The organism is Rhodococcus ruber NBRC 15591 (assembly GCF_001894945.1).
Lineage (GTDB): Bacteria > Actinomycetota > Actinomycetes > Mycobacteriales > Mycobacteriaceae > Rhodococcus > Rhodococcus ruber.
In genome coordinates, this window is the sequence record NZ_BCXE01000005.1 from 1 (window position 1) to 23,914 (window position 23,914).

Sequence of the window (23,914 nt, forward strand, 5' to 3'; positions counted from 1 at the left end):
CACACGCGTCCACACACGCTGCGTCGTCAGACCATCCGGCTGACGACGGACAGCGGCAGTACCTTCATCGCATAGGCGAGCGGTGTCCACGGCCAGGCCGGGACGTACGCCTTGTGCGGTTCCTTCTCGATCGCGGCGGCCAGTGCGCGGCACCCGGTCTCGGTGTCGACGATGAACGGCACGTTCTTCACCTTCTCGTTGATCTCCGAGCGGATGAACCCGGGGAAGATCGTGCTCACCCGGATGCCCGTGCGCGCCAGGTCCGCACGCATTCCCTCGCCGAGCGCCGCGACGGCGGCCTTCGACGCCGCGTACGTCGTGAGATTGCGCGGCATCCCGCGCACCGCACTCACCGACGAGATGAGCACCACGTGACCGGCATTGCGGGGGCGCATGAGCTCGAGGGCGGCCTCGCTCTGTGCCAGCGCACCGAGGAAATTGGTGTTCGCCGTCTGCACGTTGGCACGGAAGTAGCCCGTGCCCAAGGGCTGCCCCTTGCCCAGGCCCGCATTGACGACGACGCGGTCGAGGCCGCCGAGTTCGTCGTCGAACTCCCGGAAGACGGTGAACACGTCCTCGTGCCGGTCCACGTCGAGCCGCCGCACCGCGACGGTGATACCCGGATGCTGCGCGAGCAGTTCGTCGCGCAGCTCCTCGAGCCGCTCGGTCCGTCGCGCCGCGAGGGCGAGGTTGCGCCCCCGCGCGGCGAACTCGCGGGCCATGCCGGCGCCGAGGCCGGAGCTCGCGCCGGTGATGAGAATGTTCCTCCGCGTGCTCATGCGCGTCCCGCCTCGATGTCGTCGATCAGCGTGTTGCATCGCGAGTCCAGATAGCCCACGATCACCCAGAAGTCCTTGAACGCCGGGTTGGTGGTCTGCCCGTGGTGGTAGCGGTAGTAGATCTGCTGCGCGATCACCGCGAGCCGGAACAGGCCGAAGACCTCGTAGAAGCCCCAGTTGTCCACGGCCAGACCGGTCTTGCTCGAGTAGTAGTCGACGATCTCGCGGCGGGTGAGCATGCCCGGCAGGTCCGACGGCTGCCGCTTGGTGGCGAGCAGCATCGGATCGTCGTCGGCCTGCACCCAGTAGGCGAGGGAGGAACCGAGATCCATCAGCGGATCGCCGACGGTGGCCAGTTCCCAGTCCAGCACCGCGACGGGCTGCAGCGGGTCGTTCTCGTCGAGCACCACGTTGTCGAGCCGGAAATCGCCGTGGATGACAGCCGAGGCCACGTCGGCAGGCTGAGTGTCGTTCAGCCACTTCGTGACCCGGGCGAAGTCCGGAACGTTCTCGGTGCGCGCCTTCTCGTAGCGCGCAGTCCAGCCCGACACCTGGCGCGCGACGTATCCGGAGCCGCGGCTGAATTCGCTCAGCCCCGTGGACGCGGGGTCGACGCCGTGCAGCTCGACGAGCAGGTCGACGATCCGCAGGCACAGGGTGCGGGTGCGCTCGGGGGTCAGGGCGAGTTCGGCCGGGGGGTTCGCCCGCAGGATCGTCCCCGGCACCCGTTCCATCACGTAGAAGTCGCTGCCGAGCACGCTGTGGTCGGTGCACAGGCCCACCATGCGCGGCACGTACCGGTATGCGGGCGCGAGCAGCGACTGGATGCGGTACTCGCGGACCATGTCGTGACCGGAGGACGGCTTGGCCCCCACCGGCGGTCGGCGCAGCACGAGGTCCCGGTCGGGGTAACGCAGTAGATAGGTGAGATTCGATGCGCCACCGGAGAACTGGTGCACCTCCGGGATTCCGGCGATGCCGGCGTGCTCGCCGAGCCAGGCCGCGACGGCCGCGACGTCGAAGGCGTCCTCGTCACGGACGGCGCGGGCGTTGTCGGGAATTGTCACTTGCGACCCTCCGGGTTGGTGTACTTGCCGAGTTCGAAGCGGGCCACCAGTCCCTGGTGCACCTCGTCGGGGCCGTCGGCCAGGCGCAGCGCCCGCGCGGCCGTCCAGGCACCGGCGAGCGGGAAGTCGTCCGAAAGACCGGCGCCGCCGTGGATCTGGATGGCGAAGTCGACCACCTGCTGGACGACGCGCGGGGTGGCGACCTTGATCTCGGAGACGGCGGAGCGGGCGCCGGCCAGGCCCTGGGTGTCGAGCAGCCAGGCGGTGTGCAGCACGAGCAGCCGCAGCTGGTTGATCGCGATGCGGGCGTCGGCGATGCGTTCGCGGTTGCCGCCGAGGTTGACCAGGGGCTTGCCGAACGCGACGCGGTCGAGGCCGCGCCGGCAGGCGAGTTCGAGGGCGTGTTCGGCGAGCCCGATCAGACGCATGCAGTGGTGGACGCGGCCGGGACCGAGCCGGCCCTGGGCGATTTCGAATCCGCGGCCGGGTCCGGCGATGATCGCGTCGAGCGGCAGGCGCACGTCGGTGAACGACACCTCGCCGTGTCCGCCGGGCTCGTCGTAGAAGCCCATCGTGGACAGCATCCGTTCGACCTTCACCCCGGGGGTGTCGATCGGCACCAGCACCATCGAGTGCTGCTGATGCTTGGGCGCCTGGGGATCGGTGAGCCCCATGAAGATCAGGATCTTGCAGTCGGGACTGCCGATGCCCGTGCTCCACCACTTGCGTCCGTTGAGCACCACCTCGTCGCCCTCGACGAGGGCGGTGGCGGCCATGTTCGTCGCGTCCGAGGACGCGACCCCGGGTTCGGTCATGCAGAACGCCGAGCGGATCTCGCCGTCGAGCAGGGGGCGCAGCCAGCGTTCCTTCTGTTCGGGGCTGCCGTAGTGGTACAGCACCTCCATGTTGCCGGTGTCCGGGGCGTCGCAGTTGAAGATCGAGGACCGGAACGGGGAACGACCCATCTCCTCCGCGAGGGACGCGTACTCGACGTTCGTCAGCCCGGCTCCGAGTTCGGCGTCGGGGAGGAAGAGGTTCCACAGGCCCTGGGCGCGGGCCTTGCGCTGCAGTTCGCGGAACTCGTCGGGTACCGACCACGTCGCCGCGCCCGAACTGTCGCCGCGCGCCGCGAAGGGGGCGATCCGTTCCCGCCGCAGCGTCTCCTCGACGGGCACCACCTCGGTGGCGACGAAGTGGCGCAGCCGCTCGAGGTAGTCGCGCGAGCGTTCCGACTGACCGAAATCCATGAGGCCTCCGTAGCTCTAACTGAGCAATGCTTAGTTAGACTAGCCGGGCGCGCAGCACACCATCAAGAGGGAGGGACCATCCGTGAGCACCGAGAAGCGGCGGCGCCTTCCTCCGGAAGAGCGCAAACGCCAGCTCGTCGCCATCGGCCTGCAGGAACTGGCCACCCGCCCGATCCACGCCCTGTCCGTCGACCGGGTCGCCGAGATCGCCGGCATCTCCCGCGGCCTGCTGTTCCGCTACTTCCCCACCAAACAGGACTTCTACGTCGCGGTCGTGGCCGCGGCCGCTCGGCGCCTGCTGCGGGCGGCGGTCCCCGATCCCGACGACACCGACCCGCTGCGCGCGGTGGTGCAGCCGTTCGTGGCGTTCATCGACCGGCACGGCCGGCACTACCAGGCGTTCTTCCACGGCGGGTTCGGCGCCGATCCGCAGATCCGGACCATCCACGAGAACATGCGGAACACGATGGTCGAACGCACCGTCGCCGCGATCGGCGTCGCGCCCACACCGCTCGTCACCATGCAGCTGCGGGGGTGGTGGTCGCTGGTCGAGTCCATGGCGATGGACCGGCTCGACGAGCCGTCGGTGTCGGTCGACGACGTCGTCGACTGTGTGACAGCCGCGCTCGCGGCGTGGTGTCCTACCCCGGGATCTGGATCGTCACGCCCGGCAGCACCTCGATCTGCTGCGGCACCTGGATCTCCGGTGGCAGTTCCACCGGAGGCGCCGGGATCGTGATCGGCGGCAGCTCCGGCAGCTGCAGCTGGGGCAGCTGCACCGGGGCCGGGACGTTGTTCGACGGGGCTGTGACCCCGGTGTCGACGGGGACACCTGCCTGCCCCCCGATCGGATCGGGCCACGGGAAGCTCTCGACCTCGGTGCCCTCGAGAGCGCCGTCCATCGTGCCCTTCCAGATGTCCGACGGCAGCATCGAACCGTAGATCGACCCGCCCCAGCTGTTCGTGATGGCGGTGCCGTCCGGCGTGCCGACCCACACCGCCGTGGACAGCGACGGGGTGTACCCGACCATCCACGCATCCTTGTTCAGGCCGGTGTCGCCGAGCTGGGTGGTGCCGGTCTTGGCCGCCGACGGCCGCCCCCCGGCGAGCGCGTGTCCGCGCGAGTACGCGGCGATCGGCTGCATGGCCTGCGTGACGTTGTCCGCGACGGCCGGATCGACGCGCTGCTCGCCCGGCGACGCGGGCCGGTCCAGCAGCACCTCGCCCTCGGCGTTGACGACGCGCTGCACGAAGTAGGGCTGGTGGTAGGTCCCCGACGCGGCGAGCGTGGCATATGCCGACGCCATGTCGATCACCCGCGACTGGTACTGGCCCAGCACGATGCCGCCCTCCGGCGCGCCGCCGTTGTGGCTGAGCGTGCGGCCGTCGACGCCGGGGATCTCGAGCGGGATGCCGGCCTCGTGAGCGGCGTCCGCGATCTTCTGCGGCCCGTTCTCCATGGCCATCATCAGCCGGTAGAAGCTGGTGTTCAGCGACCGCTTGAGCGCCTCGGCGATGGTGCACACCCCGCACGATTCGCCCTCGACGTTGCCGATCTCGAGATTGCCGACGGTCAGCGGGGCGCTGCTGAACCGGGCGTTCAGGCCGATGCCGTCCTTCAGCGCCGCGACGAGGCCGAACACCTTGAACGCGGAGCCGGTCTGCACCGGGGCCTGCGCGAAGTCGAACCCGGCGCCCTCCTCGCCGCCGTAGTACGCCCGCACCGCGCCGGAGCGCGGGTCGATCGACACGACGGCCGTGCGCAGGTTCGCCGGTTCCCCCTCGAGGGTCTCGCGCACCGAATCGATCGCCGCCTGCTGCGCCCGCGGGTCGATCGTCGTCGTGATCTGCAGGCCCTCGGTGCTGAGCACCTGGCCGCTGATCCCCGCCGCCTCGAGCTCACGGATCACCTGGGTACGCAGCAGCCCCTCCGGGCCGGTGGCCGCGTCCGCCTGCGTCGCCTGCGCGGCCGGCACCGTCGGCGGGAACTCCTGGGCGTCGCGTTCGGCGGTGTCGAGCTCGCCCATCTCGACCATGCCGTCGAGGACGTAGTTCCAGCGCGCCTCGATCGCCGGCCGGTTGAACTCGGGGTCGAGCGCCGACGGCGTCTGGATCACCCCGGCGAGCACGGCGCCCTCGGCGACCGACAGCTCACCGACCGGCTTGCCGAAGTACGCCTGCGCGGCGGCGGCGATGCCGTAGGCGCCGCGGCCGAAGTAGATGGTGTTCAGGTATGCCTGCAGGATCTCGTCCTTGGACCACTGCCTGGCCATCTTCGTCGAGATCACCAGTTCCCGCATCTTGCGGGTGACGGTCCGGTCGGCGCCGACGAGCACGTTCTTCACGTACTGCTGGGTGATGGTGGAGCCGCCGCCGGCGGTCTCCTTGCCGAGCACGTTGTCGCGGGCCGCGCGGGCGAATCCGCTCACCGAGAAGCCCGGGTTGCTGTAGAAGTTGCGGTCCTCGGCCGAGAGCACGGCGTTGCGCACGTGCTCCGGGATCTCCGCCAGGTCGACCTCGACACGGTTGCCCTCGGGTGGCACGATCCGGCTCAGCTCGGTGGTACCGTCCGCGGCGTAGACGGTCGCGACCTGGTTGGTCTTCATGTCCGACGGGCGGGGCACGTCCGTGGACAGGTACGCCACCGCGAACATCAACGCCGGCACGAGCACCAGAACGGCCACCACGGCGAGCGCGAGGTTGCCGACGATGCGCCACCGCCGCGCTTTCGCAGCGGCGGTGGGTTTTCTGTGCTGGGGGTTCGGCGGGGTCGTAGAACTCACACGTACCACTTTCTCGGATGGATCCGGGTCCGACGAAATAATCGCACCCTCTCGATCGCATGGTACGGAGTTCTGTCCCGATGTGACGGGTACCGCAGGCCGCGCAGACCCGTCCCCGGCCTGCGGCGATACGCCGGCCTCAGGAACCTGCGCGCCGCCAGGCCCGGAACGTCAGCCCCCACGCCACCACGCACGCGAGCAGCAGCAGCGACGGGACCACCCCGGGCGTGGCGGACAGCAACCCGGCGACCGCGCCGACCAGCGTCAGCAGCGTGACCATCGTCAGGAACCCGAGCAGCAGCTCGAGCCGCTGCCGGCGCGACGGCCGTCGGCTCACGACTTGACGCCGCCGGCGGTCAGGCCCGCGATGATGCGACGCTGGAAGATCAGCACCATCACCACCAGCGGCACCATCACCAGGGTGCCGCCCGCCATGATCGACGCATACGGGGTGACGTACGGGTCGGTTCCGGTGAAGCGGGCCATCGCCACCGTCACCGGGGCGGTCTTCTCGGTCGACAGCTGCGACATGAGCAGGAACTCGTTGACGGTCGCGATGAACGCGAGGATCGCGGTGGTGAACAACGCGGGCGCCGCGAGCGGCAGCATGATCATCCGGAATGCCTGGCCCCGGCTGGCGCCGTCCATGCGGGCGGCCTCCTCGAGCTCCCACGGCAACTCGGAGAAGAACGAGGTCAGGGTGTAAATCGTCAGCGGCAGCACGAACGAGATGTTCGGGATGATCAGGGCCTGGTACGTGCCGATCCAGTCCAGGTCGGTGAACAGCTGGAACAGCGGCGTCACCAGCGCGACGACGGGGAACATCGACGCACCGAGGATGATGCCGGTGACGAAGTACTTGCCGCGGAAGTCGTACCGCGACAGGGCGTAGGCGGTGAACACACCGACCAGCAGCGCGATCGCGGTGGTGGCCCCGGCGATGATCACACTGTTGACCAGCGCCCGGGAGAAGTTGACCTTCGCCGACGGATCCAGGGCATCCGCGAAGTTCTGCAGCGTCGGATTCGACGGCCACAGCGTGGTGCTGAACGTGTCGGCCGGGTCGCGCAGCGCCGTGACGATCATCCAGTAGCACGGGGCCAGGCCCCACACGACGATGAGCGCGACGCCGACATAGGTGCCGATACTGCCGCGCAGTGCCTTGCCGGTGCCCGGTCGGCTCATGCCGGGGTCCCCTTCCGCTGTTCTTCCTGCGTGCGCACCGCGTTGGCGCCGAGGAACCGGACCAGGACGAACGCGACCGCGAAGATGATGAGGAACGTGATCGTCGACAGGGCCGACGCGGAGTTCGCGCCCTGCCGCATCTGGTCGACCACCAGCACCGAGATGGTCGAGGTGGCCGGGTTGGAGCCCATCATGATGGCGGGCAGGTCGTACATGCGCAGCGCGTCCATCGTGCGGAACAGGATCGCGACCATGAGCGCGGGCTTGACCAGCGGCAGCGTGATCTGGGTGAACCGCTGCCAGGCGGTGGCACCGTCGACCTTCGCGGCCTCGTACACGTCCGACGGGATCATCTGCAGCCCGGCCAGGATGAGCAGCGCCATGAACGGCGCGGTCTTCCACACGTCGGCGACGATGATCGCGAAACGCGCGGGCCACGGGTCGGCGGTCCACAGGATCTCGGTGCCGAGGATCTGGTTGGCGATGCCGTCGTTGGCGAAGATGAAGAACCACAGCTTGGCGGTGACCGCCGTCGGGATCGCCCACGGCACGAGCACGGACGCGCGCAGCAGGCCGCGCCCGCGGAACGACTTCGCCATCACCAGCGCCATCGCGAACCCGATGACCGTCTCGAGCGCCACCGTCACCACGGTGAAGAAGAAGGTGTTGCCGACCGAACCCCAGAACTGCGAGCCGAGGGTACCCGGTGGGCACGGGATCGAGCCCGTCGCGGTGCCGCAGGTCTGCGTGATCCACCGGACGTAGTTCTCGACTCCGACGAAGCCGCCGGTGACGAACCGGCCCGTCTCGGGGTCGAGCTTCTTCGCGTCGCCGTGCAGCGACATCCACACCGCCCGGCCGAGCGGATACAGGATGACGACGGCCAGCACGACCAGCGTCGGCGCGACGAACGCCCATACCGGGATCCGCCGGCGCGGCTTCACGGCCGCGACCGGCGGCTCGGGGGGTTCGGGGGCTCGGTGCCGGCCGCCCCCACGGCCACGGTCGGGACCGAGCACTGCGGTCCCGACCGTGGTGGGGGGCGACTGATCCGCGGGCTCGACCTGCGGCTTCGCCATGTACTACTCCTGCATCAGTTGCCGGCGGTCTCGATGCCGGCGCGGGTGTCCGCGAGCGCCTGATCGACCGTCTTCTCACCGCGGATCGCCGCATAGGCGTTGTCACGGATGGCCTTGGAGACCTGCGAGTAGTACGGGGTGACCGGACGCGGCTGCGCGTTGGCCAGGGATTCCTTCAGGGTCGCGAAGTACGGGTACTGCTCGAGGATCTGCGGGTCGTCGTAGACCTCCTCGAGGACCGGCGCGCCGCCGGCCTCGGCGTAGTAGGTCTGCGACTTACGCGTCTGCATGAACTCGAGGAAGTCGCGGGCGGTCGCCGGCGCGTCGGAGAACGCGCTGATGCCGACGTTGTAGCCGCCCAGCGTGGAGGCGCCGGGGCCGTCCACACCCGGCAGCACGGCGATGCCGTAGCGGCCGGCGACCGACGAGGACTCACCGTCGGTGAAGAAGCCCGGCCAGGTCCGCATGAACAGGGCGCGGCCCTCGCCGAAGGCGTTCTGCGACTCGCCCTCGGTGTAGGTCTGTGCGGCTTCGGGGATGGTGCCGTCCTCGAACGAGTCGACGATGAACTGCAGGCCCTCGGCGGTCTTGTCGTCGATGGCCGGGGTGGTGCCGTCCTCGGCGACGAAGGACCCGCCGTAGGCGTTGACGATCTCGGAGACGTTGACCGTCAAGCCCTCGTAATTCTTGAACTGCCCGACGTAGCAGTCGATGCCCGCCTCCTGCGCCTTCGGGCACTGCTCCTTCAGCTCCGCCCACGTCTCGGGTGCGCGGTCGACCAGGTCCGTGCGGTAGTACAGGAACGCGCCGTTGGTGTTCTTCGGCGCCGCGTACAGGGTGCCGTTGTAGGTGGCCGAGTCGACCGTGGCGGGCAGCAGGCCGTCGGTCTCGATCGCGTAGTCGCCCTCGAGCGGCCGCAGCCAGCCGTTGGCCGCGAACTCGGCGGTGTTGGTGACGTCGACGGCGATGAGGTCGTACTCGTCGCTCTGGGCCTGCATGCGCTGGGTGATGTCGTCGCGCTGCTGGTCCGCTTCCTTGCCCAACGGCTTGAAGGTGACCTGCTCGTCCGGGTGCTCCGCGTTCCAGTCGGCGATGATGCTCTCGAGTGCCGTGTTCAGCGGATCCTGACCCTCGACGATCGTGATCGGCCCGCGGCCCTCACCGCCGGCGGCGGTGCCTCCTTCGCTGCCCGAATCCGAGCCACCGTCGGAGGAACAGGCTGTGAGCACCAGCATCGACGCGGCCGACGCCGCGACCGCTGCGCGGCGCATCGCCTTCGAGTTCAGAATCATGAATGACTCCCCGTTGAGATCGTGAGAAAACCGTCGTCGGCGGCACCGGGCCACCGACATCGGCCCTTACTCTGGCATGGAGGGCACCGAACCGCAGACATTCCACCCGACCTTGATCGGTTCCGTGTCGGCGCCCGGCACCCGGTCAGCCCAGGCGACGACCGTCGGACGTGGTGAAGACGTGCACCTGGTCCGGGTCGAACCGCAGGTGCACCCGCTCGCCCTTCTGCGGCGGATTCCGCCAGTCCCCGCGCGCGACGATCTGCTGCGGGCGGCCGGCGACCTGGGCGCGGCCGTAGACGTAGGCGTCGGAGCCGAGTTCCTCGACGACGTCGACGTCCATCTCGAGGCCGTCGGGTGCGATCTCGAAGTGCTCGGGACGGATACCGACCACCACCTCGGACTCGGTGACCCGGCCGACGACGTCGCGCGGCACCTGCACGGCGGTGTCGCCGAGCATCACCCCGCGGTCGAAGACCGGCAGCGTGAACAGGTTCATCGCCGGCGAACCCATGAATCCGGCGACGAACACGTTCGCGGGCTTGTTGTAGAGCACGCGCGGTGAGGCGCACTGCTGCAGGATCCCCTTGTCGAGCACGGCGACGCGATCGCCCATCGTCATCGCCTCCACCTGGTCGTGCGTGACGTAGACGGTGGTGGTGCCGAGGCGGCGCTGCAGCTGCGCGATCTGGGTGCGGGTCTGCACGCGCAGCTTCGCGTCGAGGTTGGACAGCGGCTCGTCCATCAGGAACACCTGCGGCTGGCGGACGATGGCGCGGCCCATGGCGACGCGCTGGCGCTGACCGCCGGACAGTGCCTTGGGTTTGCGGTCGAGGTACTGCTCGAGGTCGAGCATCTTCGCCACCTCCTCGACCCGCGCCCGGATCTCCGCCTTCGGTGTCTTGGCGAGCTTGAGCGCGAAGCCCATGTTCTCGGCGACGGACATGTGCGGGTAGAGGGCATAGTTCTGGAACACCATCGCGATGTCCCGGTCCTTGGGCTCCTGCGCCGTGACGTCGCGGCCCCCGATGAGGATGCGCCCACTGTGCACCTGTTCGAGTCCCGCGAGCATGCGCAGGGAGGTGGACTTGCCGCAGCCGGACGGGCCGACCAGGACGAGGAACTCCCCGTCCTCGATCTCGAGGTTCAGCGCGTCGACGGCAGGCGTGGTCGACCCGGGGAACAGACAGGTCGCATGGTCGAAGGTCACTGGGGCCATGGCAGGAGAATAGGCGACCCCGGCGCCCCGGTGTCCTTCCGGATCGCCGCAGGCCCGAAAAGGCACCACGGCAGGCGTAACCTGCCGGAGTGAGTTCGGAGAAGATGCTGACCCGCATCGGTGGCCTGCTCCGGCAGGCGGAATCCACCGACAACCCCCACGAGGCCGACGCGTTCCTCGCCGCCGCGCAGCGGCTGGCCACGGCGGCGTCGGTGGATCTGGCGGTCGCGCGTGCCCACACGGCGGGCCGGGAGCGCCGGGCGACGCCGGTGCAGCGCCTGATCACGATCGGGGAGAGCGGGAAGAAGGGGTTGCGCACGTACGCGCAGCTGTTCCTGGCGATCGCCGCCGCCAACGACGTGCAGTGCGACATCACCACGACGTCGACGGTGATCTACGCCTACGGCTTCGCCTCCGACATCGACGTGTGCGAGGCCCTGTACTCGTCGCTGCTCGTGCAGATGGTTCGCGCCTCCGACGCCTACCTGCGTTCGGGCACCTACAAGGACGAGACGACGGTGCGCACGGTGGTCGAGACCCGCGGGGGGCGGCGCGTGCGGACGCGGGTGCGCCGGCCCGTCGCGGCCGTCACCGCGCGGCTGAACTTCCAGTCGGCATTCGCGACACGGATCGGGCAGCGACTGTCGGACGCCAAGCAGGACATCGAGCGGGAGGCGAGCGTCGACACGCCCGGGGCGGCCCTGGCGCTGCGCGACAAGCAGATCGAGCTGCGGGACTTCTACCGCAGCACGTCCGAGGCGCGCGGCCGCTGGCGCGGGTCCGCGGTGGGGGTGGGGCACTCGTCCGACGCCCGTCGTGCCGGGGACCGGGCGGGGCGACAGGCGCGCCTGGGTACCGGTCCGGAACTGCCGGCCGCGGCCCGGAGGTTGCCGCGGTGACCCGCCTGCGCGACACCCGGAGGACCGCCGTCTACGAGGCGGGATCCTTGGTACGCACGATGTTCGACCGGGCCGACGAGCGCGGCCTGCGGGTGGTGGAGCTGGCCGGATCGCAGCTCACCCTGCCGGTGGAGCGACGCTTCGCCTCCCTCGAGTCCGTCCAGGCGTACGTGGACTCGGTGCTGGCGCTGAACTGGGTGCTGGCCCGCTGGCCGCGGGCGACGGTGCGAGCGCGCGTCCGGGCACGCGCCGGAAATTCCGCCGCTCACTACGAAAGCGATTGCGCCACAATTGCACTCCCGGAGCACCACGCGAACACCGCATGGGCATTCCGCGAGCTGGTGGTGCTGCACGAGCTGGCGCATCATCTGGATCCGTCCGATCCGGACGACCCGGCGGAAGCGCCGCACGGGCCCGAGTTCGTCGACCGGTTCCTGACCCTGGTCGGCGAGATCGTCGGGCCCGAGGCGGCGTTCGCGCTGCGCGCCTGCGGCATCGCCGCCGGCGAATGACGCCTCAGCGGAGATCGGAACGATGTGACCTGTTCTTGAACCTTCCTTGGGCGTTCCTTACCGCATGCGTGAGATTGTCCCCGAACCCCTTGACGCGCCCGGAGACCTGACCGCGCCGACCCACGCTCTGCAGGTTCCTGTTTCCGGTCCGCTTACCCAAGTTGTACCGGGTCTTGCCGACCATCTCCTCGGCCTTGTGCATCACCTTGCTGGCGAGGTGAGCCATGATGCCCTCCTTGTGGATTCCGGTGGGGACGCAGCTGCGCCCGTCGAGTGTTGCGATACCCCCGTCGCGCCGGCGGGAAACGCCTCCGAGACGTACCGATCGGTCTGATAGCACACCGCTGTCGTGCCGGCGGGGCATTCCGGTCGATCGTCAGCGAATCGATGTTTGGAATGCGTAGTGTGGGCTACATCACATTCGAACCGCACCGCGGGCCCACCGCATCGGACGAGACACCGTGCGCAGCCGAGATCCTGCCCGCAACAGCGGCCACATGCAGGCGAAGGAGAACGGTCATGAAAGGTGGGGCACGAGTCGCCGCCGGGGTGAGTATCGGATACTTCCTCGGACGCACGCACAAGATGCGGCTGGCGTTGATGCTCGCGGGGGCAGGCCTGACGGGGCGCCTACCGAACAACCCGCAGGACATCCTCAAGCGTGGGGCCTCGATGGTCGGGTCCTCACCGGAACTGGTCAAGATCACCGATTCGGTGCGGGGTGAGCTGATGAGCGCCGCCCGCGCGGCCGCGGTCACCGCCGCGAGCAATCGGATCGACTCGCTCAACGAGCGGCTCCAACAGCGGGCCACCGGGCGTCCCACGGCTTCCGAGGAGGAGCCGGAGGAAGAGGAGTCCGCCGACGAGGGTCCCGAAGACGAGTACGCGGAGGGCGGATACGAACCGGCCGAGGAGTCCGCCGAAGAGGAGTATCCCGAGGAGGAAACCGACGAGGAGGAAGCCCCCGAGGAGGGAGAAGGCGCTCCGGAAGAGGCCGAAGAAGCGGAAGAAGAGGCCCCGAAGCCCGCCCGGCGGCGACCGGCCGCCAGGCGACGCACCGGCGAATCCACGAGCCGTCCCAAGACATCCCGAGCCAAGTCGAAGGCGAAGGAACCGGAGGAGTCCGGCGACGAGGACGAGGAGCCGGCGAAGCCCCGGCGACGCAGCACCCGCGCCGAGGCATCCGCCTCCGGGCGCGCTCCGGTCCGGCGAACGAGGAAGTGAGTTCGATGACGCGATCACTCGAAGACGCCACCCGCCGGCTGGGCAAGACCGCCAAGGAGACGGCCGGCAAGGCCGGAAAGACCGCCGCCGGCACGGCGGGACAGGCCGGAAAGACGGCGAGCGGGGCTGCCGGCAGCGCCGGCAAAGCGGCACAGGACCTCTCGCCCACCAAGCACCTGCAGAAGTCACTGCAGGGCCTGGCCGGCACGTTCGCCGAGCGTGCCCTGTCGACGGTCTCCGACAAGGTGACCGGAACGGCCGGGCGCCTCAACGACTATGCCGAGGGCGGGGGAGGGAATCTGCTCGGCGCGATCACCGGTGTGCAGAAGTCCGCCGAGGGGAAGTCTCCGATCACCGCGGCGCTGAGCGGCGGCTTCGAGAACGTCAAGCAGACCGCCAAGGACAAGTTCGACGACGTCAAGGAATCCCTCGGCGGCGGCGAAGGCAAGGGTAAGGGCGGCGGCAACAAGAAGCTCAAGCTCACCAACATCGTCGAGCAGATCGACGTCGGTGTTCCGATCGACCTCGCCTACGACCTGTGGACGCAGTTCGCCGACTGGCCGAAGTTCATGAAGAAGGTCGAGCAGGTCGAGCAGGCCTCCGACGAGAAGCTGCAATGGACCGGAAAGGTCTTCTGGTCCCGGCGGACGTGGGAGTCGACGATTCTCGAGCAGGTTCCGTTCGATCGGATCGTATGGCGCTCGAAGGGCGGTAAGGGCTACATCGACGGGGCGGTGACCTTCCACGAGCTCACCGACAATCTGACCCGGATCATCATGGTTCTCGAATACCACCCGCGGGGGTTGTTCGAGAAGACCGCCAACCTGTGGCGCGCCGTCGGCCGACGAGCGCGCTTGGAACTCAAGCACTTCGAGCGGCACGTGATGACGGAGGCCGTCCTGCACCCGGACGACGTCGTCGGCTGGCACGGGGAGATCCGTGACAGCGAGGTCGTCAAGGACGACGAGACCGCGCGGCGCGAGGAGGAGGAGCAGGAACAGGAGGAGGACGTCGGGGACGAAGGTTCGGAGGACGAACTCCCCGAGGACGAGAACGAGGACGAACTCCCCGAGGAGCAGGACGAGGAGGACGAGGGTCTGCAGGACGACGAGGACGAAGGTCTGCAGGACGAGACCGAGGAGGAGCCGGAGGAGCCCGAAGAGGACGAGGAGGCACCGGCACGGCGACGGCGCGGGGGTGCAGGCACACGTAGGGGCGCCCGGCGAGGAGCACGCACATGACCATCCAACCCGCCGGTGGCGGGGGCGGCGGAGGAGGAGGTGGCGGCGGCGGCACGATGGCCCGGCCGAACTCCTCCGGCCTCGCCGACGTCATCGACACCATCCTGGACAAGGGACTCGTCATCGACGCGTTCGTGCGAGTATCGCTGGTGGGCATCGAGCTGCTGACCATCGACGCACGCATCGTGGTGGCCAGCGTCGACACCTATCTGCGATTCGCCGAGGCGGTGAACCGCCTCGAGATCGCCGACAACGAGCCGAAGGGCCTGCCGGACCTCGTCGGTGACATCACCCAGGGCGGGGCGAAGCACAAGACCAAGGGCGCGCTCGAGGCCGCGGGCGAGAAGGTCATGGACTTCCTCGGCGACGTCGAGGACAAGCGGCAGACGGCGAGCCGACCGAAACGAAGGGGGGATTGATGTCCGCCGATCAGGCCGCAGAGGCACCCGAGAGCGAGGGCGGGCAGAGCACCGCGATGTACGTCTACGGCATCGTGCCGGCCGACGTGGAGCCCGAGGAGCACGCGAAGGGCGTGGGAAAACCCCCGAGCGACGTCGCGGTGGTGCGTCACGGCGACGTCGCCGCCCTCGTCAGCGAGATCTCCGTCGACCGGCCGCTCGGCACGCCCGACGACCTGAAGGCGCACGCCGAACTGCTGGACGGTTCCGCGGCCGTCGCGCCCGTGCTGCCGTTGCGGTTCGGGGCGGTGATGACCGACGCCGAGGCGGTGGAGAAGGAACTGCTCGAGGAGAACCACGACGAGCTGAAGGCGGCCCTCGACGAGCTCGAGGGCCGGGCACAGTTCGTGATCAAGGGCCGCTACGTCGAGAACGCCGTGCTGCGCGAGGTGCTCGACGAGAACTCCGAGGCCGCCCGGCTGCGCGAGGAGATCCGCGACAAGTCGGAGGACGCCACCCGCGACGCCCGCATGGCGCTCGGGGAGATCATCACCCAGGCGATCGAGGCCAAACGCGCCGAGGACACCCGTCGGGTGATCGACGCCCTCGAGGCCCTCGAACCGATGGTCAACGAGCGGCAGCCCACCCACGAGGAGGACGCGGCGCACATCGCCGTCCTCGTGGAGCTCGACCGGCAGGACGAGCTCGAGGAGGCGGTCGGCTCGCTCGCGCAGGAATGGGACGGCCGTGTCGAGATGACGCTGCTGGGCCCGATGGCGGCGTACGACTTCGTGATGAAGCGGGAACCGGAGGGCTGACGCATGGGACTGATCTCGGCCATCCTCACGCTGCCGCTGGCACCGGTCAAAGGCGTGCTCTGGCTCGGCGAAGTCATCCAGGACCAGGTCGAGCAGAAGATGCACGACCCCGCGACCATCCGGAAGGAACTCGAGGAGATCGACGAGGCGGCGGCGGCCGGTCACTTGTCGGAGGACGAGAAGGAGGAGGCACAGCAGGCGGTCCTGGACCGCATGATCCGGCCGGGCGGCGGCACGACACCCGCCGCGAGGGGGGAGTGAGAACCCGTGAGCGCCAAGGCGACGCCCGAGGATCCCGGCGACGGCCACGACGAGGAAGCGGGCGAGCCGCCGGCCCTGACGGCAGGTGAGGCCGCCGCGACCGCGATCGAGCACCTCGTGCAGCTGACCTCGAAGGAGCCGCAGGGCGCCACGTCGGTGGAACCGGCCGATCACGGCTGGACGGTGGAGGTCGAGGTGCTCGAGGACCGGCGCATCCCGTCGTCGGCGGACATGCTGGCCCTCTACGAGGTGGAGATCGACCTGGACGGCAACCTGCTGGCCTACCGCCGGACCAAGCGGTACGGCCGCGGCAGCAGTGACATCGGCGAAAGGGACCGGCGATGACGGTGGTGGGGGGCAGTTCGTCGCCGCAACCGTACGGGGGTGGCCATCAGTCGACGAACCTCGGCGACATCCTCGAGCGGGTGCTCGACAAGGGGCTGGTGATCGCCGGGGACATCCAGGTGAACCTGCTCGACATCGAGTTGCTCACGATCAAGCTGCGGCTGGTGATCGCATCGCTCGAGACGGCGAAGGCGGTGGGCATCGACTGGTGGGAGTCGGATCCGTGGCTCAGCAGCAAGGCCCGCAACCGCGAACTCGATCGGGAGGACGACAAGCTGGAACTCGAGAACCGGCGGCTGCGCGAGCGGATCGCCGAACTCGAGTCCGGGCAGGGCCGCCGCGAGGCCGTCGAGAGCGCTCGTGTGGAAGAGGAGGATCGTGACTGACGGAACCGGAGTGTGGCTGTACGCCGTGACGGACGACCGGCTCGCCGAGGGGGATCTCGGCGGGCTGGCCGGCGTCGCCGGCGAGTCGGTGCGCGCCGTGGGATCCGGGGGGCTCACGGCCGTCGTGGGTTCGGTGCCGCTCGCGGTGTTCGGGGAGGAGCCGCTGAAACGCAATCTCGAGGACCTGTCGTGGCTCGAGGCGACGGCCCGGGCGCACGACGCGGTCGTCTCGACCGTCGCCCAGCGCGGTCCGGCGGTCCCGTTGCGCCTGGCGACCGTCTACCTCGACGACGCCCGTGTGCGCGACCTCCTGGACGAGCGGCAGGCGGACTTCGAGTCGGCGCTGACCCTCGTGACGGGTCGCACCGAATGGGGTGTCAAGGCGTACGGCGACCGGCAGGCCCTCGCCGACGCGGTCGCGGAAGCGCAGATCGCGGGCAGCGCCAAGGGTTCGGGAACAGCGTATCTGCTCCGTCGCCGCGCGCAGCTGGCCGCGCAGGAGTCCGTCGAACGCGACGCCGCGGCCCGCGCCGACGAGATCCACTCCCGGTTGCTGCGGCAGGCCGCCGCCGGTCGGCGGCAGCCCGCGACGGATCCGGCGCTGAGCGGCCGCCGGGACTGGATGGTGCTCAACGGCACCTATCTGGTGGACGACGACCGCGCGGACGAGTTCGCGAGGGCGGTCGAGGAACTCGGCAAGGAGTATCCCGGGATCCGGCTCGAGCTGACCGGGCCGTGGCCGCCGTATTCGTTCGCCGGCGTCGAACGGGACACGGCATGAAGCACGTCGACCCCTCCGTGGACGGCGAGCGTCGCATCGCCCTGATCGATCTGCTGGACCGGGTGCTCGCCGGCGGCGTCGTCATCACGGGCGACATCAAGCTTTCGATCGCGGACGTCGACATGGTGCAGATCTCGCTGCGGGCGCTCATCTCCTCCGTCAGCACGCTGTCGGTCACGGCGATCGAGCCACCCGTCCCGCGGGACGCCCTGGAGCCTCCGGTCGATGACTGAATTCGAGGGCATCCCACCGCGTATCGACGCCGATCCCGAGTCGGTCGAGCGTGGACTGGTCACGCTCGTGCTCACCCTCGTGGAGTTGCTGCGGCAACTGATGGAACGGCAGGCGTTGCGGCGCGTGGACGAGGGCGACCTGAGCGACGAGCAGATCGAGCGCATCGGCACCACCCTCATGCTGCTCGAGGAGCGCATGGGGGAGTTGCGCGACCACTTCGGGCTCACCCCCGAGGATCTCAACATCGACCTCGGACCGCTGGGGACGCTGCTGCCCCGGGAGTGAGCCCGTGTCGTCACATGCCGGCGACCTCGATGCGGTCGTAGTCCGCGACGGATCCGGCAAGCACCCGCACGTGGTCCTCCATGGTGCCGAGCGTGTGCTCGATCGCGGTCAGCCGGCTCACGTAGTGGCCCACCGGGTATTCGGCGGTGATCCCGATACCGCCGTGCATCTGGATCGCCTCCTGCCCGAGCTTCCGGGCCGACCGGCCCACCTGCAGCTTCGCCCGCGACGCGATCGTCGGGTCGACGATGCCGTCGGCGAGGGCCATGGTGGCGTACAGGCTCATGCTCGACGCCAGTTCGAGCAGGACGTACATGTCGGCCGCGCGATGGGTCAGCGCCTGGAAACGGGCGAGGGGGGCGCCGAACTGCTTGCGCTGCTTCAGGTAATCGGTGGTCAGGGGGAGCCGTCTCGGACAGCGCACCGACGGCCTCCGCGCACAGCGCGGCCTGCGCCCGCACCTGGGCGGCGGTGATCGCCGCGGTGACGTCCGCGGCCTCACCGAGCGGCACGGCGGCCGCCGAGTCGAGGACGAGCTGCGCGGCGCGGCGTTCGTCGTGGGTGCGGTACGGGGTGCGGGTGACGCCGGCCGCGTCGGCGTCGACGAGGAACAGCCCGACCCCACCCTCCGGCAGCCGCGCCGAGACCACGAACGTCTCGGCGCAGTCCCCGTGCAGCACAGGGTTCTTGCGGCCGGTCAGGGTCCAGCCGCCGCCGCTGTGGGCGGCGCTCGTGGCGACCTCGACTGCCGGCCAGCGGCTGCCCGGCTCGTCGTGGGCGAACGCGAGCAGCAGCGCGCCCTCCGAGAGGCGCGGCAGGAGGTCCGTGCGCTGCGCGTCGGTGCCGACCTCGGCGACGAGGCCGCCCGGCAGGAACACCGCGTTCAGGAGCGGTTCGGGGGCCAGTGCCCGGCCGATCTCGCCCATCACGGCCATGATCTCCACCGGTCCGGCACCCATTCCGCCGTGCTCCTCGGCGAACGGCAGGCCGAGCACGCCGAGCTCGGCGAGCTGGCGCCACACGTCGGTGCTCCAACCGCGGTCGGTGTCGGCGACCTTGTTACGGGTCTCGGTGTCGTAGGTGCCCGAGAGCACGTCCCGGACCGTCTTGCGGAGCAGGTCCTGTTCGGTATCGAGTTCGAAGTTCATGACAGTGGCTCACAATCCGAGGATCGAGGAGGCAATGATCGAGCGCTGCACCTCGCTCGATCCGCCGTAGATGGACACCTTGCGGTAGTTCAGGTAGGTCGGGGCGGTGCGCTGCGCCCACTCCAGCGAGTCGATACCCTCCGCGCCGACCGGCAGCGAGTCGGGTCCGGCGATGTCGGTGAGCAGTTCGGTGACCGCCTGCTGCAGCTCCGAGCCGCGCAGCTTGAGCAGCGACGACGCCGGATTGGGCTTGCCGTCGGCGGAACCGGCGACCACCCGCAGCTGGGTGAGTTCGAGTGTGAGGAGCTCGTTCTCGATCTCGGCGAGGCGCGCGGCGAACAGCGGATCGTCGAGCAAGGTGCCGGATCCGGCACGGGTCCGTGCGGCGAGCTGCTTGGCGCGGGCGAGCCGGACCTTGGTGGCCCCGACGCGGGCGATACCGGTGCGTTCGTTGCCGAGCAGGAACTTCGCGTAGCTCCAGCCCGCGTTCTCCTCGCCGACCAGGTTCTCGGCGGGGACGCGCACGTTCTCGAAGAAGACCTCGTTGACCTCGTAGCTGCCGTCGACGAGCTTGATCGGACGGACGGTCAGGCCGGGGGTGTTCATGTCGATGAGCAGCATCGAGATGCCGGCCTGCTTCTTCGGCGCATCCGGGTCGGTGCGCACCAGGCAGAAGATCCAGTCGGCGTGCTGGGCGAGGGTGGTCCACGTCTTCTGGCCGTTGACGATGTAGTCGTCGCCGTCGCGCACGGCGCGGGTCTTGAGGGAAGCCAGGTCGGAGCCGGCCTCGGGCTCCGAGAATCCCTGACACCACCAGATGTCGAGGTTCGCGGTGGCGGGCAGGAAGCGCTCCTTGAGCTCCTGCGACCCGAAGTGCGCGATCACGGGTCCGATCATGGATGCGTTGAACGGCAGCGGATCGGGCACGGAGGCGAGCTGCATCTCGTCGAGCCAGATGTGGCGCTGGACGGGGGTCCAGTCCTTGCCACCCCACTCGACCGGCCAGTTCGGCACCGCCAATCCCTTGGCGTTGAGGATCTGCTGGCTCCGGACGACCTCGTCGCGTTCCAGGTGCCGGCCGGCCGCGACTTTCTCGCGGATCTCGGCGGGGAACTCGGTGGTGAAGAACGTGCGCAGTTCGTCGCGGAACGCGAGCTCTTCGTCGGTGAGCTTCAGGTTCATGGGGGCCTTCCATCACGGTTGTGCCTGTGCGAGCGCAACACCGGCGACGACCGATCCCCACGCCGCGCTACCTGATTCGCCGGGACGAGGGGGTGGTTCGCTCTGGTGCTGCCTACTCCCCGACTGTAACCTGACAGTGTTAGGTTGTCCAGGTCCCGGATCCGACGAGGAGGGAGCATCGATGGCCCGGCCCCGCACCCCGCTTCTCAGCCGCCCGCTCATCCGCGAGACCGCGCTGCGCCTCGTCGACGAGCACGGCCTCGACGAACTGTCCATGCGCAAGATCGCCGCGGAGCTCGGCGTCCGCGCCCCGTCGCTCTACAGCCACTACGCGAACAAGGACGAACTGCTCGACGACATCGCCGACCGGATCGGGGAGTCCGTCGACGTCGGCGGGTTCGACACCGACGACTGGCTCGACGCGCTGCGGCGCTGGGCGAGGTCCTACCGCGCCGCCCTCGCCGAGCACCCGAACCTCGTCCCCTTCCTCGCACGCAGCCCCGGCCGGCGAGAGCTCGCCCTCGACCACGCCAATGCCGTGCACGGCGGTCTCACCCGTTGCGGCTGGCCCCCGCGCACCGCAACCCTGATCGGCGCGTCGATCAAGTACCTCGTCGTCGGCTCGGCCATCGCCTCGTTCTCCGGGGGCTTCCTGGACGATCTCACCATCTACCGGGAACGCTATCCGCATCTGTCCCAGGCACACCGGCTGCGCGAACATGCGGACGAGATCGACCGCGACGGATTCGAGCTGGCGCTCGAGTCGTTCCTGCAGGGCCTGGCACAGCGGTTCGCGAGCCTCACCGGCGCGGACCGCTGAGCGGTCTCAGGTGCGGCGCAACCGCACGAACCGCAGCTGCCGGCCCGCCGCCCGATAGTCGGCCTCGCTGCCGTCGACCTCGAACCCCATCGCCGCGCACAACCGCGGCGCGACCTTCGGGTGCCGGCGCCCGTACCGCGCCATGAACTCCCCGGCGTCGTCGGGCGGCAGGAACTCGGCGGTGACCGCCAGCTTCTCGCGCCCCGACTCGATCCGCGCCGCGGGGTGCGCCCGCAGGTTGCGGTACCAGTCGGTCTGCTTCCCGAAGCCGACGGCCACGACGAATCCGCCGGACGTGTCCTCGTGGTTCACCACCTCGAGCACCGTCTGCCGGGGCACGCCGCTGCGCCGGCCGACATGGTGCAGCAGCAGGAATCTGCGGCCCAGCACTCGCCCCAGCCCGATCCGGTAGAGGTGGATCGGAGCACGCAGGAATCGGCGGCGCAGCCCGGTCGGTGGTGCGGCAGGTTCGGTGAGGCGCATTCCTTCACTGTGCGCCCGAGCCGTCGGCCGCACCACCGGAACGCGGCCGCGGATCGGCTGCGAGACCCGCGCGACGGCCCTACCGTTGACCCATGCACCGTCCCATACGCATCGGTCTCCAACTCCAGCCCCAGCACCAGCCCGACTACGGGAAGATCCGCGACACCGTGCTCCGCGCCGAGGACGCGGGCGCCGACATCGTCTTCAACTGGGACCACTTCTATCCCCTCTCCGGGGACCCGGACGGCGCCCACTTCGAATGCTGGACGATGCTCGGGGCCTGGGCGGAACAGACCGAGCGCGTCGAGATCGGGGCGCTCGTCACCGGCGGCGGCTACCGCAATCCCGATCTGCTCGCCGACATGGCCCGCACCGTCGACCACATCAGCGGCGGCCGGCTCATCCTCGGCATCGGCGCCGGCTGGTTCGAGAAGGACTACGACGAGTACGGCTACGACTTCGGCACCAAGGGTTCCCGGCTGAAACTGCTCGGCGAATACCTGCCCCGGATCACCGCGCGGCTCGCGAAGCTCAACCCCCAGCCGACCCGGCACATCCCGCTGCTCATCGGCGGCGGCGGACCCCGCAAGACCATCCCCCTGGTGGCGCAGTACGCCGACATCTGGCACAGCTTCGGCGACCTCGACACCCACAGGGAGAAGGCCGAGATCCTCGCCGCGCGCTGCGCCGACGTCGGCCGTTCGCCGAACCAGATCGAACGGTCCGTGCCGTGGCGCGGTACCGGGAACGCGGCCCCGCTGGTCGACGCCGGCGTCACCCTGTTCACCGTGGGAGTGAGCGGACCCGACTACGACCTGACGGACCTCGTCGAGGCGATCGGGTGGCGGGACGAGAACTCCGCGCCGCCGCTCTCCGGCCTGGCCTGACAGCGGGCTCGGGCCGCCGGGGACGCGGCAACCGGAGTGCAGGGTTCCCGGCTACCCGCGAGCCCACCGTTGCGCCGGACCAGTCACTCTGTTTACTGTAGCTGAAACCACGGACGGTCGAACCCAGGCGGTGAGCGGCGTGAACCCTGCGGGCGTGTGGATCGCCGGTGGATACCAATCCGACTTCGTGCGGAACCTGACCAGGGAAAATCGGAACCTCGCGGACCTCGTCGCCGAGACGGTGACGGAAACGCTGCACGACGCCCGCATCGATGCCGCCGACGTCGGGGTGATCCACGTCGGCAACGCCTTCGGACAGCTCTACACCGGTCAGGGACACCTCGGCGGCATGCCGGCCTCCGTGCTGCCCGAACTGTGGGGGATCCCGGCCACCCGGCACGAGGGGGCCTGCGCGTCCGGCTCCTTGGCCGTGCTCGCCGCGACGGCCGATCTCGAGGCCGGGCGCTACGACTGCGCCCTCGTCCTCGGCATCGAACTCGAGCGGTGCGTCCCCGGCGACGCCGGCACCCGGATCATGGATGCCGCGGCCTGGGTGGGACAGGAGGGCGCCGAGGCGAAGTACATGTGGCCGTACATGTTCGACAGGATCGCCGACGAGTACGACCGCTGCTACGGCCTGGACGACGAGCACCTTTGGGCGATCGCGGAACTGAACATCCGCAATGCGCGCGCCAATCCGAATGCCCAGACCCGCAACCGGACCTACGGACCCGGCAGCTTCGGCCCGGACGAGACCGCCAATCCGGTGGTCGAAGGACGACTCCGCAGGGCCGACTGCAGTCCGCTGACGGACGGGGCCGCGGGCGTGGTGCTGCTGAGCAACCGCTACCTGAGCCGGCACCCCCGCACCGTCGACGACATGACCCGCATCCTCGGGTGGGGACATCGCACGGTCGGATTGTCCTTGTCCGGCAAGCTCACCCGCGGCGGCGACGATCCCCTCGTCATGCCGCACGTGCGCGCCACGATCGTCGACGCGTTCGAGCGGAGCGGCATCGGCGGCGTCCGGGACCTCGACCTGATCGAAACACACGACTGCTTCACCGTCGGCGAATACCTCGCCGTCGACCACTTCGGGATCACCGCCCCCGGACAGAGCTGGCGGGCGATCGAGAACGGCGACCTCGAGATCGGCGGCCGCATCCCCGTGAACCCCAGCGGCGGACTCCTCGGCGGCGGGCACCCGGTCGGCGCCACCGGAGTCCGGATGCTGCTCGACTGCCACCGCCAGATCACCGGGCGCGCCGGCGACTACCAGGTGCCCGGCGCCGCCCGAGCCGCGACCCTGAACATCGGCGGAAGTACGACCACCACGGTCGCTTTCGTCGTCGGCTGAAA

At 69.5% G+C, this 23,914-nt stretch carries 28 protein-coding genes and 1 pseudogene; 16 read left to right on the top strand and 13 right to left on the bottom strand.

From position 1 onward, the window contains the following. Window positions 1-26: 26 nt before the first annotated feature. Genes RR3_RS04930 through RR3_RS04940 form a run of 3 tightly spaced genes read right to left on the bottom strand, consistent with a single transcriptional unit; the run spans window position 27 to window position 3,093 of the window. Window positions 27-779 (bottom strand): SDR family oxidoreductase, encoded by a 753-nt coding sequence (locus RR3_RS04930; protein WP_010596262.1) that lies wholly within the window; start codon window positions 777-779, stop codon window positions 27-29. After that, window positions 776-1,846 (bottom strand): phosphotransferase family protein, encoded by a 1,071-nt coding sequence (locus RR3_RS04935; protein WP_010596263.1) that lies wholly within the window; start codon window positions 1,844-1,846, stop codon window positions 776-778. Before RR3_RS04935 ends, RR3_RS04930 begins: the two co-directional genes overlap by 4 nt. Beyond that, window positions 1,843-3,093: an acyl-CoA dehydrogenase family protein gene (locus RR3_RS04940; protein ID WP_040272962.1), complete on the bottom strand. Its 1,251-nt coding sequence runs from the start codon at window positions 3,091-3,093 to the stop codon at window positions 1,843-1,845. The genes RR3_RS04935 and RR3_RS04940 overlap by 4 nt, the downstream gene beginning before the upstream one ends. A gap of 82 nt (window positions 3,094-3,175) precedes the next feature. On the opposite strand from RR3_RS04940, the gene RR3_RS04945 reads away from it, so the two are divergent. Next, on the top strand, window positions 3,176-3,832 hold the full coding sequence (locus RR3_RS04945) for a TetR/AcrR family transcriptional regulator (protein ID WP_017681641.1): 657 nt from the start codon (window positions 3,176-3,178) through the stop codon (window positions 3,830-3,832). Here the strand turns inward: RR3_RS04945 and RR3_RS04950 are convergent. The 6 genes from RR3_RS04950 to RR3_RS04975 form a co-directional block, all read right to left on the bottom strand. Further along, window positions 3,735-5,876 (bottom strand): transglycosylase domain-containing protein, encoded by a 2,142-nt coding sequence (locus tag RR3_RS04950; RefSeq protein ID WP_064065937.1) that lies wholly within the window; start codon window positions 5,874-5,876, stop codon window positions 3,735-3,737. The two genes, RR3_RS04945 and RR3_RS04950, sit on opposite strands and share 98 nt — an antisense overlap. A gap of 139 nt (window positions 5,877-6,015) precedes the next feature. Continuing rightward, entirely contained in the window at window positions 6,016-6,213 is a 198-nt protein-coding gene (locus RR3_RS04955) for a hypothetical protein (protein WP_010596267.1), read from the bottom strand. Continuing rightward, the gene (locus tag RR3_RS04960; protein ID WP_010596268.1) at window positions 6,210-7,061 is read right to left on the bottom strand and encodes a carbohydrate ABC transporter permease; all 852 of its coding nucleotides are present in this window, start codon (window positions 7,059-7,061) and stop codon (window positions 6,210-6,212) included. Before RR3_RS04960 ends, RR3_RS04955 begins: the two co-directional genes overlap by 4 nt. Further along, the gene (locus RR3_RS04965) at window positions 7,058-8,140 is read right to left on the bottom strand and encodes a carbohydrate ABC transporter permease (RefSeq protein ID WP_040272965.1); all 1,083 of its coding nucleotides are present in this window, start codon (window positions 8,138-8,140) and stop codon (window positions 7,058-7,060) included. Before RR3_RS04965 ends, RR3_RS04960 begins: the two co-directional genes overlap by 4 nt. Window positions 8,141-8,154: 14 nt before the next feature. Next, window positions 8,155-9,432: an ABC transporter substrate-binding protein gene (locus tag RR3_RS04970; RefSeq protein WP_010596270.1), complete on the bottom strand. Its 1,278-nt coding sequence runs from the start codon at window positions 9,430-9,432 to the stop codon at window positions 8,155-8,157. Window positions 9,433-9,577: 145 nt separating this feature from the next. Next, window positions 9,578-10,651, bottom strand: a complete 1,074-nt coding sequence (locus RR3_RS04975) for an ABC transporter ATP-binding protein (protein ID WP_010596271.1) — start codon at window positions 10,649-10,651, stop codon at window positions 9,578-9,580. An 89-nt stretch (window positions 10,652-10,740) separates the two neighbouring features. Here RR3_RS04975 and RR3_RS04980 point away from each other — a divergent pair, with 89 nt between their 5' ends. Then, entirely contained in the window at window positions 10,741-11,550 is an 810-nt protein-coding gene (locus tag RR3_RS04980) for a DUF2786 domain-containing protein (protein WP_017681638.1), read from the top strand. Then, window positions 11,547-12,062 carry a TIGR04338 family metallohydrolase gene (locus tag RR3_RS04985; protein WP_064065936.1) on the top strand — a complete coding sequence of 172 codons (516 nt, stop codon included), beginning with the start codon at window positions 11,547-11,549 and terminating at the stop codon, window positions 12,060-12,062. The genes RR3_RS04980 and RR3_RS04985 overlap by 4 nt, the downstream gene beginning before the upstream one ends. 4 nt (window positions 12,063-12,066) lie before the next feature. Here the strand turns inward: RR3_RS04985 and RR3_RS04990 are convergent, their stop codons facing one another. After that, window positions 12,067-12,288: a CsbD family protein gene (locus RR3_RS04990; RefSeq protein WP_010596274.1), complete on the bottom strand. Its 222-nt coding sequence runs from the start codon at window positions 12,286-12,288 to the stop codon at window positions 12,067-12,069. Between the two features lie 293 nt (window positions 12,289-12,581). On the opposite strand from RR3_RS04990, the gene RR3_RS04995 reads away from it, so the two are divergent. Genes RR3_RS04995 through RR3_RS05040 form a run of 10 tightly spaced genes read left to right on the top strand, consistent with a single transcriptional unit; the run spans window position 12,582 to window position 18,035 of the window. Continuing rightward, complete coding sequence (locus RR3_RS04995) at window positions 12,582-13,286, top strand: hypothetical protein (RefSeq protein WP_010596275.1); 705 nt, start codon at window positions 12,582-12,584, stop codon at window positions 13,284-13,286. 5 nt (window positions 13,287-13,291) lie between these two features. Then, the gene (locus tag RR3_RS05000) at window positions 13,292-14,527 is read left to right on the top strand and encodes an SRPBCC family protein (protein ID WP_064065945.1); all 1,236 of its coding nucleotides are present in this window, start codon (window positions 13,292-13,294) and stop codon (window positions 14,525-14,527) included. Then, window positions 14,524-14,946 (top strand): gas vesicle protein GvpJ, encoded by a 423-nt coding sequence (gene gvpJ / locus RR3_RS05005; protein ID WP_029540195.1) that lies wholly within the window; start codon window positions 14,524-14,526, stop codon window positions 14,944-14,946. Before RR3_RS05000 ends, gvpJ begins: the two co-directional genes overlap by 4 nt. Next, window positions 14,946-15,743 (top strand): GvpL/GvpF family gas vesicle protein, encoded by a 798-nt coding sequence (locus RR3_RS05010; protein WP_010596278.1) that lies wholly within the window; start codon window positions 14,946-14,948, stop codon window positions 15,741-15,743. The genes gvpJ and RR3_RS05010 overlap by 1 nt, the downstream gene beginning before the upstream one ends. A 3-nt stretch (window positions 15,744-15,746) precedes the next feature. Then, the gene (locus tag RR3_RS05015; protein ID WP_010596279.1) at window positions 15,747-16,004 is read left to right on the top strand and encodes a gas vesicle protein GvpG; all 258 of its coding nucleotides are present in this window, start codon (window positions 15,747-15,749) and stop codon (window positions 16,002-16,004) included. Window positions 16,005-16,010: 6 nt separating this feature from the next. Beyond that, window positions 16,011-16,349 carry a gas vesicle protein GvpO gene (locus RR3_RS05020; RefSeq protein ID WP_040272975.1) on the top strand — a complete coding sequence of 113 codons (339 nt, stop codon included), beginning with the start codon at window positions 16,011-16,013 and terminating at the stop codon, window positions 16,347-16,349. Beyond that, window positions 16,346-16,735, top strand: coding sequence for a gas vesicle protein (locus RR3_RS05025; RefSeq protein ID WP_040272977.1), 390 nt, complete (start codon window positions 16,346-16,348; stop codon window positions 16,733-16,735). The genes RR3_RS05020 and RR3_RS05025 overlap by 4 nt, the downstream gene beginning before the upstream one ends. After that, the gene (locus tag RR3_RS05030; protein ID WP_059174488.1) at window positions 16,728-17,516 is read left to right on the top strand and encodes a GvpL/GvpF family gas vesicle protein; all 789 of its coding nucleotides are present in this window, start codon (window positions 16,728-16,730) and stop codon (window positions 17,514-17,516) included. Before RR3_RS05025 ends, RR3_RS05030 begins: the two co-directional genes overlap by 8 nt. Next, window positions 17,513-17,749, top strand: coding sequence for a gas vesicle protein (locus RR3_RS05035; RefSeq protein ID WP_010596284.1), 237 nt, complete (start codon window positions 17,513-17,515; stop codon window positions 17,747-17,749). The genes RR3_RS05030 and RR3_RS05035 overlap by 4 nt, the downstream gene beginning before the upstream one ends. Then, window positions 17,742-18,035, top strand: a complete 294-nt coding sequence (locus RR3_RS05040; protein ID WP_003934962.1) for a gas vesicle protein K — start codon at window positions 17,742-17,744, stop codon at window positions 18,033-18,035. Before RR3_RS05035 ends, RR3_RS05040 begins: the two co-directional genes overlap by 8 nt. A gap of 10 nt (window positions 18,036-18,045) precedes the next feature. Here the strand turns inward: RR3_RS05040 and RR3_RS05045 are convergent. Both RR3_RS05045 and RR3_RS05050 read right to left on the bottom strand, forming a co-directional pair. Then, window positions 18,046-19,183 (bottom strand): annotated as a pseudogene (locus RR3_RS05045) (acyl-CoA dehydrogenase family protein). Between the two features lie 9 nt (window positions 19,184-19,192). After that, window positions 19,193-20,365 carry an acyl-CoA dehydrogenase family protein gene (locus RR3_RS05050; RefSeq protein WP_064065935.1) on the bottom strand — a complete coding sequence of 391 codons (1,173 nt, stop codon included), beginning with the start codon at window positions 20,363-20,365 and terminating at the stop codon, window positions 19,193-19,195. Window positions 20,366-20,546: 181 nt separating this feature from the next. Here RR3_RS05050 and RR3_RS05055 point away from each other — a divergent pair, with 181 nt between their 5' ends. Beyond that, entirely contained in the window at window positions 20,547-21,185 is a 639-nt protein-coding gene (locus RR3_RS05055; protein WP_010596287.1) for a TetR/AcrR family transcriptional regulator, read from the top strand. 6 nt (window positions 21,186-21,191) lie between these two features. On the opposite strand, the gene RR3_RS05060 is transcribed toward RR3_RS05055, so the two are convergent. Beyond that, window positions 21,192-21,668, bottom strand: a complete 477-nt coding sequence (locus tag RR3_RS05060) for a nitroreductase family deazaflavin-dependent oxidoreductase (RefSeq protein WP_064065934.1) — start codon at window positions 21,666-21,668, stop codon at window positions 21,192-21,194. A 92-nt stretch (window positions 21,669-21,760) separates the two neighbouring features. Here RR3_RS05060 and RR3_RS05065 point away from each other — a divergent pair, with 92 nt between their 5' ends. Continuing rightward, window positions 21,761-22,555, top strand: coding sequence for an LLM class F420-dependent oxidoreductase (locus RR3_RS05065; RefSeq protein WP_064065933.1), 795 nt, complete (start codon window positions 21,761-21,763; stop codon window positions 22,553-22,555). A 130-nt stretch (window positions 22,556-22,685) separates the two neighbouring features. Next, window positions 22,686-23,912, top strand: a complete 1,227-nt coding sequence (locus RR3_RS05070) for an acetyl-CoA acetyltransferase (RefSeq protein ID WP_072786354.1) — start codon at window positions 22,686-22,688, stop codon at window positions 23,910-23,912. Window positions 23,913-23,914 lie beyond the last annotated feature (2 nt).